The following is a 13,942-nucleotide window of genomic DNA, read 5'->3' as shown; positions in this document are numbered from 1 at the left end:
GCACGGATGGGGACGCGGACGAGGAGGAGGGGGCCGCGGAAGACGTACGGGCAGCGGGGACGCCCCGCGAGCCAGATCCATCACGTACGCCTGATCCACCGCGTGCGCCCGATCCATCGCGCACGCCAGACCCGTCACGTGCGCCTGATCCGTCACGCACGCCGGGGCCGCCGGGCGCCGTCGGTGCGCTAGGTGCTCCGAGTCTTCCGGGCGAGCCGTGGCTTCCGGGTCCCCCGAAAGTGCCGGGGGCGGCGGGGGCTCCGGAGGCCCCGTGGTGCCACGGGTCTCCGAAGGCCTCCGGCGTGCCCGGGCGGCCGGAGGCTGCCGTCGTGTTCCGGCGTGCACCGGTTCCGGGCGCGTCCGCCGAGGACGGGAGCCCCTCCCGCGTCACCCTCGGCTGCGGAATCGGCGTCTCGCTGTGTGTGTGCTCCCCGCGAGCTGTGTCCTCGGGGGGAGCGGGAGCGGCGGCGGGAGCCGAAGCCTGGGCGGCGGGTGGGGCGGCGTCCCGGGGGGCGTCTTCGCGGAGCGCTCGGCCGGCCGCGCGCTCCCGGCCTTCGCTCGCCGCCCGCGTCTGCTGCTGGGGTACCCGTGGCGCCCCGGCGCCGGGGGCGGTCTCCGAAGGGTCTCCTGCGGAGCCGTACGCCTCGCGCGAACCGGCCTTCTCCACGGGAGCCTCCTCCAGGACGGGCAGTGGTGGTGAGTATTTCGGTCGGGGTCCGGAGCGACCCCGACAGAACAGGGTAAACCTCGATCGTATCGGGTAAGGTAAGCCTTACCTGCAACCGATCACGGAACGGGGCCCCCGCATGTCCGCTCCCGCCCCGGCCGAGACCTCGCCCGGCGCAGAAGTACGCCCGGTCGGCTCGGCCCTCACGGCGGCGTACACGCGGATGACCGAGGTGCTCCCGTCCCTGGACGTCAGGGAACTCGCCCCGCACGAACCGGCCCCGACGGGCGACGGGCGGATCGCCGTCGCCGGGCTCGCGGCGGGCGGGGCCGAGCTCGACGCGTTCCTCGCGTGGGACGACGACCAGGTGCTCACGGACCACGGACGGCGAGGCCGTCCGGACGTGATCGCCACCTTCGGCCTGCACCGCTACGCCTGGCCGGCCTGTCTGCTGATCACGGTGCCGTGGTTCCTGCTGCGCCGGGTGCCCCGCTTCCCCGTGGAGCACGTCACCTTCCAGCGCATGCCCGGCAGCATCGCCGTACGCGTCGGCGAGTTCGCCTGTCTGCCCGACGACCCGGCGGCCACGCTGCCCGGCGCCCGGGTCGTCCCCGACGAGGAGGCCCTGCGCTCGGCGGTACGGGCCGCCGTGGCCGAGCACCTGGAGCCGGTCCTCGACGCGTTCGGCCCCCGGACGCGCCGCCGGGGCCGCGCCCTGTGGGGCATGGCGACGGACGAGGTCGTCGAGAGCCTCTGGTACGTGGCCGGGCTCCTGGGCGAGCAGCGGCGCGCGAAGGACGAGCTGGAGCGGCTGTTCCCCGGCACGACCCGGCCGTACGTCGGCACGGCCGGCTTCCGCGAGGTGACGGGTTCGAACGGCGAGTGCCTGTCCACCCGCGACCGGGCGAGCTGCTGCTTCTACTACACCCTCGACGCCGAGGACACCTGCGCCAACTGCCCGCGCAACTCCGAGGCGGTCCGCATCGCGAAGCTGACGGCCGAGGCGGCGGCTGCGGAGGCCCTCGCGGCGGGCTGACCCCGTGGCGACCGGCTGACTCCACGTCACGTAAGATCAACTCGGCACGGAACCAGGCACCTTCACGGCGGCCCTCCCGGGCCCTTTGGTTACAGTCGATTCACAAAGTCCTCACTTGCCGCAAGAACTTTCCGTGGAACCACCCGTAAGGGTAATCTAACTCGAACTCAACTCCCGCTCCTCAAGCGGCAGTTCGAGGAGAATGCCGTCCTCGCGCATACCCTTGCACTCCCTTGGCGGCCTCTTGCCCCGAAACCCTCTGAGGACGCACGGGATTGGGCCACTATGGCGGGCGTTACGCCCTATCCCAATGCAAGGGACCCCAGATGAGACTGACCGACATATCGCTGAACTGGCTGCTTCCCGGCGCCGTGCTGCTCCTGGGCCTGCTGGCGGCGGTTGCGGTGCTCGCGCGTGGCAAGCGCGCCGGGGAGAAGACCCACGCCGACGATTCGTGGGAGCGCACTGAAGAGCGCCGCAGGCGCAAGGAGGCCGTCTACGGCACCGCCTCCTATGTACTGCTCTTCTGCTGTGCCGCGGTCGCGGCCGCACTCTCCTTCCATGGCCTGGTCGGCTTCGGCGAGCAGAATCTGAACCTGTCCGGCGGCTGGCAGTACCTGGTGCCGTTCGGTCTGGACGGCGCGGCCATGTTCTGCTCCGTACTCGCGGTGCGCGAGGCCAGCCACGGTGACGCGGCGCTCGGCTCCCGGATACTCGTGTGGACGTTCGCGGCTGCCGCTGCCTGGTTCAACTGGGTGCACGCCCCCCGGGGTCTCGGCCACGCGGGCGCCCCGCACTTCTTCGCCGGCATGTCCCTGTCGGCCGCCGTCCTGTTCGACCGCGCGCTGAAGCAGACCCGCCGCGCCGCCCTGCGCGAGCAGGGCCTGGTGCCCCGGCCGCTGCCGCAGATCCGGATCGTACGGTGGCTGCGTGCCCCTCGTGAGACCTACGGCGCCTGGTCGCTGATGCTGCTCGAGAACGTGCGCAGCCTGGACGAGGCCGTCGAGGAGGTCCGTGAGGACAAGCGGGAGAAGGAGCAGAACCGTCTGCGTCGGCGCGACCAGGAGAAGCTGGACCGTGCCCGCATCAAGGCGATCACCCGCGGCCACCGCGGAATGATCGGACGCGGCGGCGGCCGTCAGGCGGAACTCCAGCCGGCCCCGGCGGCCACCCAGGTCGCTGCGGAGCCTGCCATAGCAACGCCGGAACTACCCGCACGCGCCGCCCGACCCTCGTTGCAGCCCGTCCGCCGAGGAACTGAGTCCTCGACGGTCGATCTCACCGCGGAGGACGACACAATGGCGCTCCCTCGACTCGACTCCCTTGAGCGCAAGCTGAAGGACCTGGAGCAGCAGTTCGGCTGATCCGGACCGGGGCCGCCCGAGGCCTCAACTCTGGACGGGGGCGCGGCAGTTGATGCCGCGCCCCCGTCCAGTTTCATGCCGCTTCCCTGTCCGGTGCCAGGTCCGCTGCCCCGTCCGGTTCCATGTCGCTGCCCCGTACGGTGTCAGGTGGCCGCCCGTCCGGATTCACGCCACTCCCCCGTCCAGCTCGAACCACACCACCTTCCCCACCCCGTGGACCCGGACGCCCCACGCGTCCGCGAGGGACTGGACCAGGATCAGACCTCTGCCGTGCGTACCGTCGTCGGCGTTCGGTACCCGCAGTCTCGGCCTGCGTCCCACGAAGTCCCTTACCTCCACCCGGAGTCCGCGCGGGCCGACGGTGGCTGTCAGCAGCGCGTCATGGTTGGTGTGGACGAGGGCGTTGGTGACGAGTTCGCTGGTCAGTAACTCCGCTATCTCGGATCGGCCGGGCCGCCCCCAGTGGGCGAGCAGGTCCCGCAGCGCCCTGCGGACCTGGGGCACCGCCCGGAGGTCGCAGCGCCCGAGCCTGAGCCTGAGTTGCGGAACGCCGTGCTGGTCGGTCGTTCCGTCCGCTGTGTCCCCCGCCGTCGTGGTCGTCTGTACCGTCTTCGCCGAGAAGGCCCCGGATACGACGGGACCGCCTCCTCGTGCCTGCCTCTTCATGACCCCCGCCCGCACGCCGCTGTCGATTCCCCTCCTGCTCGAACACGTTCACGGAATGCATGCCCCGGCCCGGATCACGACACTCATGTCGAATCGTCAACCACCCCTGATACGTCCGGAGATGGCCCGTCACCGACCGGAAAAGTCACGCGCCGGCCCGCCCGCCCGAGCCGCCGCCACTCGACGGACGATCACGGGTGGAGGCCCGGACGCCCCGGGAGTGGAGGGCTGCCACGTGAAGGGGCTGCCCTACGCCGTTTCGGGTGCCCCTTCAAGGGGCTGACCGGCGCGATCACACCGACCGTGCCGAACTCGTCCGCGCGTACGGTCCCGGGTGCCGTGCGACCACCTGCCCTCGGACCAACTACCGATGCCGCGCTGTCGATCCGGTCGCAGTCAACCTGACATTCGTCAGGACCGGTCGCGCGCTTCTCTTCCTAGGGTTCGAGCAACTCGGACTCCTCGGAGGAGCAACGACCATGCGCAGAATCCTTCGCGGCGCCGCCGCACTCGCTCTCGCGACCGCGGCGCTGACGGCGGCCGGCACGACGGAGGCCCAGGCGGCCGACGAGTGGGCCGGCTGCCCGTACGGCGCCGTGTGCGTCTACCCGCAGAACCAGAACCCCGCCGTCAGCCCGAGCCACATCTACTGGACGTACGGCACGCACAATCTCTACAACCAGTACGGCAATCACTGGGTCCTCAACAACCAGTACGACGGTGCGCTCGCGATGCTCTGCTACAGCAGCGGGACCGACTGCACGGCCGACATGCTCGCCGAGGGAACGGGCGTGTACGCCGACCTCACGCCGATCAACTCGATCTACCTCAGGCCGCACCTGGACTGACCCGGCCTGCACCTTCCGCCGCCCGAAACCCGGCCGGTGCGGTCCCGGCAGTCGTCGGGGCCGCGCCGTTCCTCCAGGGGGAGACAACCACCATGCACCGCACCGCGCGCCTACGCGGCACGGCCGGACACGTGTGGAGAACGCTTCTCGCGTCCGCCGCCGCACTTCTGGTCCTGACCTCCGGCGCGGCCACACCGGCCACCGCCGCCGTCCAGGCACCCGCCGCCGCCCAGATCCCCGACGGCGTCACCGCCGGGGTCGCCGTCTTCGACCGGCAGACGGGAACCTTCACCGAACAGGTCAACGCCGGCACGCAGTTCAGGTCCGCCTCCGTCGTCAAGCTGCTGCTGACGCTGGACTTCCTGTGGAACCGCGGGCCGTCCTACGTCATCCCGGCCGCCGACCGGGCCCGGCTTGAGCCCATGCTGCGCAGCAGCGACGACGACGCGGCCAACTACTACTGGTCCAACTACGGCGGTTCGGCGATCATCAACCGGATGGTCCGCGAGCTCAGCCTGACCGACACCGCCCCGCCGCCCGCCGGCTACGAGGGCTACTGGGGCTACACCGCCCTGTCGGCCCGCGACACCGTGAAGATCTACCGCTACATCCTGGACACGGCACCGGCCCCCGTGCGCGAGTTCGTCATGGGCAACCTGCGCCAGTCCACGCGCTGCGCCTCGGACAAGTTCGACCAGCACTTCGGCATCGCCGGGGCGTTCGACCGCCCCTGGGCCGTGAAGCAGGGCTGGGCGGGCTCCTCGTACCCGAAGGGCACGTGCGGCCCGCCGGACACGGCCGCCGCCACGGGCGCGACCACCGGCGCGCGGACCGCCGCCGCTCCGGAGGGCCGCGCCGCCGACGCCGTGAACCTCACCCGCCCGGCGCTGCACACCACCGGCACCGTGGGCGCGGGCGACCGCACGATCGTGGCGGTCCTGACGCTCCACCCGGACGGCACGTCGTACGGCAAGGCCTACACCGACATCGGCCAGCTGACCCGCTCCCTGAACGTGCCCGGCGGGGTACGGCCGACGGGCAAGTGGTACGGAACCTGGAGCGAGCACGTGAACGTTCGCCGGGACCCGTCCACCGCCAACCCGCCGATTACCCAACTGCCCGCCGGGGTCGAGGTGTTGGTGGGCTGCCAGAAGCAGGGCCAGACCGTCAGCGTGCCGCCGTACACCAACGACTGGTGGGCGTATCTGCCCCAGTACGGCGGCTACATCTCCAACATCTACATCAGCTCGCCCGACAACCGACTGCCGGACGTGCCGGACTGCGCGGCATCGTAGCCGAGGCGTGAGTCAGGGATTCAGTGAGCCGGGCCCCGGTCGCCTGCCGGGTCCCGGCCCATCGCTTGCCGGATCCCGGCTCACCGTTCGCAGACGGCGAGAGAATCACCGCTCGTAGTCGGCGAGATAGCGCATCACCTTGTCCACGTGCGGCCGTACGCGCTCCGGGACACCGCGCTCCTCGATGACCGTACGGTCACTCGTGCGGTAGCCGGCCACGACGAGCTTGACCAGGTCCTTCTCCGGCAGCCCGGCCTCCTTGAAACGCTGGTCGAGCCAGCACACGTACAGGCTCATCGTCGAGATCGCGTCAGGCGGCGACATGTGGTCCTTGTCGCCGTCGCCGTCCCCGTCCACGGCCCAGGCGCGGAACACCGAGGGCGTCCACATCGCGATGCCGAACTCCTCGGAGGCCGGACGGGCCGCCTTCGCGTCGAATCCGCTCTCCGCCTTGAGCATGGCGGCGAGCACGATGGGGGTGATCTCCTTGTCGGTACAGCGGTGGGCGGCCTTCACGATGACCGGGCGCAGGGCCTTGGGCACGTCGGAGTCCGGCGGGATCTCCCCGGCGGCCACGGCCACCGGACTGCCCGTGGCCGTGGGCGTGGCGGACGCGCCGGAGCCACCCTTGCCGTCGGCACCGCCGTCGTCCGGCAGCAGGAGCGCGCCGGTCACGGCGGCGGCGACCGCCAGAACGCCCGCGACGACCGGCACCAGCCGCCGGCGACGGCGGGGCGCGCCGGAGAGTTCGTCGACGCGGGCCTTGAGGACGTCGGCGGTGTACTGGAGACGCGTGGCGTGGTCCGGCGACAGGCAGTCGGCGATGAGCCGCCGTCTGCTCTCCTCGATGTCGGCGTCCAGTCGCAGCGGTGCGGTCCCGCGCGCGTAGGACTGGGCGGCGAGGGAGCGGGCCCTGGCCGTGGCCCCCGGGAACGGGTGCAGCCCGCCCGTGAGCACCTGGTGGGCGAGGACGCCGAAGGCCCAGATGTCGGCGGTCGTCCGGACGACCGTGCCCCGTGAGTCGGTGCGCTGCGACCACCACTCGGGCGGCAGATGGTCGAGCGTGCCGAGCGGCGGCATGTGGGCGTGGGTGCCCTCCAGTTCCGCGGCGACCCCGAAGTCGGCGAGCCACACATCGCCGTCCGTACTCAACAGGATGTTGGCCGGTTTCAGATCGCCGTGCACCCATCCGGCGCCGTGCATGTGCGCGAGACCGGCGGCCACCGAACGCAGAACGCGATCCGCGTCGGGGACCGGCCGGCCTGCCTCGGTGGCGTCGAGCACGTCCTGGAGGCTGCGCTCGGCCCGGTCCATGACCAGGGCGATCGCACCGTCCAGATCGGGATGGTCCGGCGCCTCTACGGTGCACACGGCATGGGTCCGTACGAGGTTGGGGTGGTCCGCCTCCCGGCTGAACCGCACTTCGCGCTGGACGAGTTCACCGAGGGCGGCCCGCTGTCCCGGAGCCAGGGCGTCGGTGCGCAGCACCTTCACCGCGACCGGGGTGCCGTCGGCGACGGAACGAGCCTCGTGGACGGTGCCCCAGGCGCCGGATCCGATGGGTGCGCCGAGCTCCCAGCCGTCGATGCGGAAGCCGACAGGGAGGTGTGCTGAGGGGCCTGTGCGGGGGGTCAATGCGGGGCCTTCTTCGAGGGGCGGAGGCCCGTGGGAGCCTTCCGCGCTGGACGACGGTGTCACGCGGGAGCTTCTTGTACGGGGCGGCGGCTCGCCGTACGGCGCGGGAGCAGGGCGAGGTGCTCCTCGCGTACGAGGCCGAACCGGAGCGCGGACGCCACCAGCCGGGCGCGCTTGGCACCGGTACGGCCGCCCTGCTCCCCCTCCATGTCTCCCTGGTCCAGGCGCAGTTTCGCGAAGGACAGGTAGTCGATGTGGTAGTTGACCGCCGAGCGGGACAGATCGCGGCAGGAGTCCAGTGGACGCAGCCGTTCCGCGATCTCCCCCGCGCCGGGGAGCGTCGTGTCCGAGGGCTCGCGCAACCGCGGCTCGCACAGCGCCACCAGGACCAGGAAGTACTTCGACGTCTGGTCGAGGGCGAAGGGGTTGACGGTCTGGTCGCCGGCGCCGGGCAGGGACCGCTCGTCGAGGTAGGCGTGCTGCGGAGCGAACACCTTGAAGTCGACGGTTCCGTTCAGTGCGGGCAGCACGACGCGGGAGAACTCGAAGGGGACCGGCGCGCCGAGGCGGCCGGGGGCCACCGTGATGTACTCGCCGGCGCCCTCCAGGTTCTCCACCACATAACCGGCGGTCCGGCTGAAGTTGGACAGCCGCCAGTAGTCCTCGGCGGCCTCCAGCCGGCCGGCGCGCCGCGAGACGCCCGGGTCGGCCAGGACGACCGCCAGGTCCGCGGCCCCGGCCCCGCCGCGCCCGAAGTCGGCCATGTCGCCGGGCCCCAGGTTCAGCAGTCCGGGTCCGGGACCGCCTTCGCGTCGGTCGTGCTCGCCGTCCGCCCACGACGGACCCGGTAATTGGACAATGATCGTTTCCACGACGGCTCTCCCCCGATGAGGTCGCGAGGATTGTAGTGCGCAGATCAACCACGAGCACCGGCGGCGGCCGGTTCTCGCCTCGCCTCTACCTACCGGGTGTTGGTCGTTGCCGGTCGATGTCGCTCGTTGTCGGTCGGTGTCGCTCGCGTGGAGGAGCCGCCCTCTCACACCCCCGTGGCGGGAGGGCGGCTCCAGCACTTTCCCCCCGGCAGCGGTCAGTAGAGCTTGTTGACCGCCGTGGTCGTCGTCTTCTTGAACGCCTTCACCGGCGCGTCCGAGAAGTCACCCATCTGCGCCCAGCGCACGAGGGTCACGGCCCGCCCGTCCCTGCCGACCGAGTACAGGTTGATGTCCGTGGCACCCCAGGACGTCTCGGTGTGCAGGCCGTACGCGTGGGCGCCCTCCTCGACCGACAGCTTGCCGTAGTCCTTCAGCGCGGCCTCGGTCTCCGGGTCGGACTGCTCGATGCGTGTCGTGCACGCCCGGATGTCCTTGTTCAGCCGGGTGGCCAGGGCCTTGGCCTTGGCGCTGCTGCCGACGACGAAGGTGAGCTGCTGGGCGTTGGTCTCGAGGTCGGTCCGGAAGTCGCGGTACCGGGAGTCGTAGCCCGGCAGAGTGTCCTGGATGCAGAAGCGGAGCTCGTCCGGCACGCCGTCCGTGACCTTGCCCGCCGTCCAGGAGGACGAGGGGTGCGGGGGCAACTGCGAGGCCGACAGGAACTTCGGCCACGCGCTCGCCTTCCCCTTCGTCGCCTTCGCCTTCATCACCTTCGCCGACGCGTTCGTGGAGGTGTGCTTCGAGGCGCTCGTGTCCTTCCCGGTGGCGTCGGCCGGGCCGGCGAGCACCGCACCGAAAGCGACGCTCGCGGCGACGAATGTGGTGAGCGAGGCCGCTCGGGTGCGCTTGGACATGGGTCCCCCTGTGTATGAGTGCATGATTGATCCGCGCTGGTCGGTGAAGTGAGGTGCACACGGGAAGGATCCGTGTGCACGGGTGTCGACGCCGGTCCTGGTCGTGGGCTGCCACCGGGTGGTCGGTCCGGCAGCGGTCGGTGCGACACCAAGAGCATCAGCCGTCACTCGGGGCCTGCGCAACAGACAGCGCCGTATCCGCGACGGTGGAACCATCCCAGGCCATCTGACGTGCAGGTATATGGAGGGCCTGGGATGCCCTCCCGGGACGGAAAACGCCCCTTCGACCAGGGGGCCACGACGAGAAGCACGGGGGCACGGTGTCGACTCGGGACGACGACGTCGAGGAGTTCGCGGCACTGCTGAGGCGCTTGAAGGCGCGCACTGACCGCAGTTACGGCGCCCTCGCGCGCCGGGTGAACATGAACACCTCGACGCTGCACCGCTACTGCGCCGGTGACGCGGTGCCGCTCGACTTCGCACCCGTGGAGCGGTTCGCCGCCCTGTGCGGGGCGACACCGGCCGAACGGCTCGAACTACACCGCCTCTGGATCCAGGCGGTGGCGGCACGGCAGAGACCGCGGACGTCGGGGGCGACGGAGAGTCCGGAGTCGGAGCTGGATCCGGCGCCGGATTCGGATTCAGATCCGGCTCCGGCTCCGGCTTCGGCTCCGGCTCCGGCTCCGGCTTCGGCTCCGGCTTCGGCTCCGGTCACCGATGGGGCAGACACCGGGTCCGACGGGAGCCACGGGCCCGAGGAAAGCGGCGAGTCGGAGTCTTCGGACGCGGGCGCGGAGGCCGAACCGGTATCGAGCGTGCCGACCGTTTCAAGTTCCTCCGGTGGCTCGGGTCCGCGCCCCCGCCGGGCCTGGTACCGGCGGCGGGTCGCGGTCACCGCCGCCGTGGTGACGGTGCTGCTGGTCACTCTGGGCAGCCTGTCCGCGCTGTCGGACGACCGTCGGTCCGACGACGCCTCCCGGAACGTCGGCCCGAGCGAGGGCCCGACCTCGACGGCGGACGCCGGCGACCCACGTGACCGCCGGTCCACGAGCCCGTCGCCCAAGGATTCCGGACCGTCGTCGTCCTCGCCGTCGCCGAGCGGCAAGGGAAAGGCGTCCACACCCCCCGGCAAGGACGGCGAGCCGTCGGGGAACGCCGGCCGGCCGAACGGTTCCGGCACCACCGGCCTCCCGCTGACCTGGACCGCGAACTCGCACGGCTGGACGTTCGACTGCGGCCACGAGTACGTCGTCGACAAGAAGCCGGAACAGGTCCCGCCGCCGCCGATCACGCAGGACGCCGCACGGTGGGCGGCCACGCAGAACGCGGTGCACGGGCGCGAGACGATCGTGAAGATCTCGGTACAGGGAAAGTCGTCCACCGCCGTCGTCCTGGAGGCCCTCCGGGTACGGGTCGTCGGGCGCTCGACCGAACTGCGGGGTGCCGGCTACTCCATGGACGAGGGCTGCGGAGGTGCGATCACCCCGCGCTCCTTCGCCGTCGACCTGGACAAGGACCGGCCCATCGCACGTTCGGTCCCGGGCGGTGACGTCGACGGGGCGATCCCCGCGATGCGTATGCCCTACCGGGTGTCCGCCGAGGACCCGGAGGTGCTGCTCGTCAACGCGCGGACGGATTCCTGCGACTGCCGCTGGTACCTGGAGCTCGACTGGTCGTCCCAGGGACGCACCGGCACGATCCGTATCGACGATCACGGCAAGCCGTTCCACACCAGCGGCGTCAAGGGGCTCCCGCGCTACTGGTACGGCTCGGTCGGTTCGGACCGCCAGTGGGTCCCCCGCACCGACTGAGCGCCGACGCCCCGAGGAAGGGGCTTACGGCCGCGGCACGTTGCGCAGGTTGGAGCGGGCCATCTGCACCATCCGGCCGACTCCCCCGTCCAGCACCATCTTCGACGCCGACAGCGCGAACCCGGTCACCATCTCCGCGCTGATCTTCGGCGGGATCGACAGGGCGTTGGGGTCGGTGACGATGTCGACGAGCGCCGGACCCTTGTGCCTGAAGGCGTCCTTCAGCGCGCCCGCGAGCTGCTTGGGCTTCTCGACGCGTACGCCGTAGGCACCGCAGGCGCGCGCGACGGCGGCGAAGTCGGGGTTCTTGTTGGAGGTCCCGTACGAAGGAAGTCCGGCGACCAGCATCTCCAACTCGACCATGCCCAGGGAGGAGTTGTTGAAGAGGACGACCTTCACCGGCAGGTCGTACTGGACGAGGGTGAGGAAGTCGCCCATCAGCATGGAGAATCCGCCGTCGCCGGACATCGAGACGACCTGGCGCTCCCGGTCGGTGAACTGCGCGCCGATGGCCTGCGGCAGCGCGTTCGCCATCGAGCCGTGCGAGAAGGAACCGATGATGCGGCGGCGGCCGTTGGGGGTGATGTAGCGGGCCGCCCATACGTTGCACATGCCGGTGTCGACGGTGAACACGGCGTCCTCGTCGGCGAGTTCGTCGAGCACGGAGGCGACGTACTCGGGGTGGATCGGGACGTGCTTCTCGACCTTGCGCGTGTACGCCTTCACGACGCCTTCGAGCGCGTCGGCGTGCTTCTTCAGCATCTTGTCGAGGAAGCGGCGGTTGCTCTTGGGGCTCACCTTCGGGGTGAGACAGCGCAGGGTCTCCTTCACGTCGCCCCAGACCGCGAGGTCCAACTTCGAGCGCCGGCCCAGGCGTTCGGGCCGTACGTCGACCTGCGCGATCTTGACGTCGTCAGGCAGGAAGGCGTTGTACGGGAAGTCCGTCCCGAGCAGGATCAGCAGGTCGCACTCGTGGGTGGCCTCGTAGGCGGCGCCGTACCCGAGGAGTCCGCTCATGCCGACGTCGTACGGGTTGTCGTACTGGATCCATTCCTTGCCGCGCAGGGCGTGCCCCACCGGGGACTTGATCTTCTCGGCGAACTGCATGACCTCGGCGTGCGCGCCGGCGGTGCCGCTGCCGCAGAAGAGGGTGACCTTGTCGGCCTCGTCGATCATCGCGGCGAGCTTGTCGATCTCGGTGTCGCCGGGGCGGACGCTGGGGCGGGAGGTGACGAGGGCGGTCTCGACGGGCTTGTCGGGGGCGGGCTGGTCGGCGATGTCGCCCGGCAGTGTCACGACGCTCACGCCGCTCTGTCCGACCGCGTGCTGGATGGCGGTCTGGAGCAGCCGGGGCATCTGCTTCGGGTTGGAGATCATCTCGCTGTAGTGGCTGCACTCGCGGAACAGCTGGTCGGGATGGGTCTCCTGGAAGAACCCGAGGCCGATCTCGCTGGAGGGGATGTGCGAGGCGAGGGCGAGGACCGGGGCCATGGAGCGGTGGGCGTCGTAGAGGCCGTTGATGAGGTGGAGGTTGCCCGGCCCGCAGGAGCCGGCGCAGGCAGCGAGCCGGCCCGTGATCTGGGCCTCCGCTCCCGCCGCGAAGGCAGCCGTCTCCTCGTGGCGGACGTGGATCCAGTCGATGGCCGAGTTGCGCCGGATGGCGTCGACCACCGGGTTGAGGCTGTCGCCCACGACTCCGTACAGGCGTTTCACGCCCGCACGGACGAGGATGTCGACGAACTGCTCGGCGACGTTCTGCTTGGCCATGAGTCACGCGCCCCTTTGGCTGTCTTCAGCCGACGTCCTGCCTTCGGCCGACTTCCGCTGTCACAGGTGCCCTTTCATGTCCCATGAATTCACAGCGGGCGCGGTTACGCCTCCCAAACGGCCGCGGCCGTCCGGTCGTCGGCGTACCCCTTGACCCGTACCAGGGTGTCCGCGAGGAACGCCGCGAGGCCTGGCGGATCGCCGTCCGACCAGCGGGAGGTGAGGTGTTCGGCCAGGGCGAGCTCGCCGCGCAGGGGTTCGGCGAGGCCACTGGTGCACAGCAGGAGGGTGTCGCCCGGGCGGGCGACTGAGGCACGGAAGCGGAACGGGGCGCGGGGCGGCGGTTCGGGGGCCGGTTCGTACGGGCTCGGGGGTGTGGTGATGCCCAGGTCCATGGTGAGCCGGTCGCCGTCGGGGGTCTCGTGCGGCAGCGATCCGAAGCCTACGACGGCCTCGCCCGCGGTGTCGGCGACGTGCGGCTCGATGTCCTGCCACTCGCCGTCGCGCAGCCGGAAAAGACCGCCCGCTCCGACGCCGAAGAAGACGCGCGTGCGGCACTCGGGGTCGGCGGGGAGCAGGAGGCAGCGCAGGCTCGCGGTGTACTCCTCCGGTTCGATGCCCTGCTCTGCGGCGCTGGCCCGCAGTTTGCCGAGGCTGCGGTCGGTGAGCCTGTGCAGCCCCGACTTGAGGTCGCCGCGCCGGGCGGCCCTGATGTCCTCGACCAGCCGTGCGTGGCTGCGGCCGACGGCCCGCCCGATCCACTGGCACGCCTCGGCGGCGGCCCGGTGCGCGCCCGGGGTGGCGCGGGCCCCGGTCGCCATCGCGACCAGCACGAGGGCACCGTCCCCGACCCCGAAGCGGGCGGTGAGCAGGGAGTCCCTGCGCGGCTCACCCCGATAGCGCGCCGAGTCCCCCCGCACGGACACGGCCCGCAACGTGGACGTCCCGTACGCCGCCCCGTCCAGCACGGTGTCCGCCACGAGATCGTCGAGCTCGTCCACGTCGGCGGGCGGCAACGCGGTCGGCTCGGCGTCGTAGGTGGGCGGCCCGGAACCGACGTAGTCGACGGG

General features: G+C 71.1%; 11 protein-coding genes. 5 read left to right on the top strand and 6 right to left on the bottom strand.

What is annotated here, in order from left to right:
* The first annotated feature begins 806 nt into the window (after nt 1-806).
* Both AOK17_RS26405 and AOK17_RS26400 read left to right on the top strand, forming a co-directional pair.
* Nucleotides 807-1,703: a (2Fe-2S)-binding protein gene (locus AOK17_RS26405; protein ID WP_055615045.1), complete on the top strand. Its 897-nt coding sequence runs from the start codon at nt 807-809 to the stop codon at nt 1,701-1,703.
* A gap of 326 nt (nt 1,704-2,029) precedes the next feature.
* Nucleotides 2,030-3,067: a DUF2637 domain-containing protein gene (locus tag AOK17_RS26400; protein WP_055615044.1), complete on the top strand. Its 1,038-nt coding sequence runs from the start codon at nt 2,030-2,032 to the stop codon at nt 3,065-3,067.
* 165 nt (nt 3,068-3,232) lie between these two features.
* Here AOK17_RS26400 and AOK17_RS26395 read toward each other — a convergent pair whose 3' ends face one another.
* A complete protein-coding gene (locus AOK17_RS26395) occupies nt 3,233-3,733 on the bottom strand; it encodes an ATP-binding protein (protein WP_055615043.1) in 501 nt (166 codons plus the stop codon).
* A 479-nt stretch (nt 3,734-4,212) separates the two neighbouring features.
* On the opposite strand from AOK17_RS26395, the gene AOK17_RS26390 reads away from it, so the two are divergent.
* Nucleotides 4,213-4,581: a hypothetical protein gene (locus AOK17_RS26390; RefSeq protein ID WP_055615042.1), complete on the top strand. Its 369-nt coding sequence runs from the start codon at nt 4,213-4,215 to the stop codon at nt 4,579-4,581.
* A 92-nt stretch (nt 4,582-4,673) separates the two neighbouring features.
* Nucleotides 4,674-5,876 carry a serine hydrolase gene (locus AOK17_RS26385; RefSeq protein ID WP_055615041.1) on the top strand — a complete coding sequence of 401 codons (1,203 nt, stop codon included), beginning with the start codon at nt 4,674-4,676 and terminating at the stop codon, nt 5,874-5,876.
* Nucleotides 5,877-5,981: 105 nt separating this feature from the next.
* On the opposite strand, the gene AOK17_RS26380 is transcribed toward AOK17_RS26385, so the two are convergent.
* The 3 genes from AOK17_RS26380 to AOK17_RS26370 all read right to left on the bottom strand — a co-directional run bounded on the left by AOK17_RS26380 (nt 5,982) and on the right by AOK17_RS26370 (nt 9,294).
* Nucleotides 5,982-7,511 (bottom strand): serine/threonine-protein kinase, encoded by a 1,530-nt coding sequence (locus AOK17_RS26380; RefSeq protein WP_055615040.1) that lies wholly within the window; start codon nt 7,509-7,511, stop codon nt 5,982-5,984.
* Between the two features lie 59 nt (nt 7,512-7,570).
* On the bottom strand, nt 7,571-8,383 hold the full coding sequence (locus AOK17_RS26375; protein ID WP_055615039.1) for an FHA domain-containing protein: 813 nt from the start codon (nt 8,381-8,383) through the stop codon (nt 7,571-7,573).
* A 215-nt stretch (nt 8,384-8,598) separates the two neighbouring features.
* Nucleotides 8,599-9,294: a hypothetical protein gene (locus AOK17_RS26370; protein WP_055615038.1), complete on the bottom strand. Its 696-nt coding sequence runs from the start codon at nt 9,292-9,294 to the stop codon at nt 8,599-8,601.
* Between the two features lie 320 nt (nt 9,295-9,614).
* Between AOK17_RS26370 and AOK17_RS26365 the strand changes: the two genes are divergently transcribed.
* On the top strand, nt 9,615-11,105 hold the full coding sequence (locus AOK17_RS26365; protein ID WP_055615037.1) for a helix-turn-helix domain-containing protein: 1,491 nt from the start codon (nt 9,615-9,617) through the stop codon (nt 11,103-11,105).
* A 24-nt stretch (nt 11,106-11,129) separates the two neighbouring features.
* Here AOK17_RS26365 and AOK17_RS26360 read toward each other — a convergent pair whose 3' ends face one another.
* Both AOK17_RS26360 and AOK17_RS26355 read right to left on the bottom strand, forming a co-directional pair.
* Entirely contained in the window at nt 11,130-12,872 is a 1,743-nt protein-coding gene (locus AOK17_RS26360; protein WP_055615036.1) for a pyruvate dehydrogenase, read from the bottom strand.
* A 104-nt stretch (nt 12,873-12,976) separates the two neighbouring features.
* A partial coding sequence (locus AOK17_RS26355) for a protein phosphatase 2C domain-containing protein (RefSeq protein ID WP_245697364.1) occupies nt 12,977-13,942 on the bottom strand: 966 nt, incomplete at its 5' end.

Origin of the sequence: Streptomyces phaeochromogenes (assembly GCF_001418655.1) — a bacterium.
Taxonomy (GTDB): Bacteria; Actinomycetota; Actinomycetes; order Streptomycetales; family Streptomycetaceae; genus Streptomyces; species Streptomyces phaeochromogenes.
Note: the sequence above shows the minus strand (reverse complement) of the source record. Positions and strands in the feature narration are given on the sequence as shown.

Coding starts and splice junctions, on each gene's coding strand:
- AOK17_RS26405 (WP_055615045.1), top strand. CDS start 807: ATGTCCGCTCCCGCCCCGGCCGAGACCTCGCCCGGCGCAGAAGTACGC.
- AOK17_RS26400 (WP_055615044.1), top strand. CDS start 2,030: ATGAGACTGACCGACATATCGCTGAACTGGCTGCTTCCCGGCGCCGTG.
- AOK17_RS26395 (WP_055615043.1), bottom strand. CDS start 3,733: ATGAAGAGGCAGGCACGAGGAGGCGGTCCCGTCGTATCCGGGGCCTTC.
- AOK17_RS26390 (WP_055615042.1), top strand. CDS start 4,213: ATGCGCAGAATCCTTCGCGGCGCCGCCGCACTCGCTCTCGCGACCGCG.
- AOK17_RS26385 (WP_055615041.1), top strand. CDS start 4,674: ATGCACCGCACCGCGCGCCTACGCGGCACGGCCGGACACGTGTGGAGA.
- AOK17_RS26370 (WP_055615038.1), bottom strand. CDS start 9,294: ATGTCCAAGCGCACCCGAGCGGCCTCGCTCACCACATTCGTCGCCGCG.
- AOK17_RS26360 (WP_055615036.1), bottom strand. CDS start 12,872: ATGGCCAAGCAGAACGTCGCCGAGCAGTTCGTCGACATCCTCGTCCGT.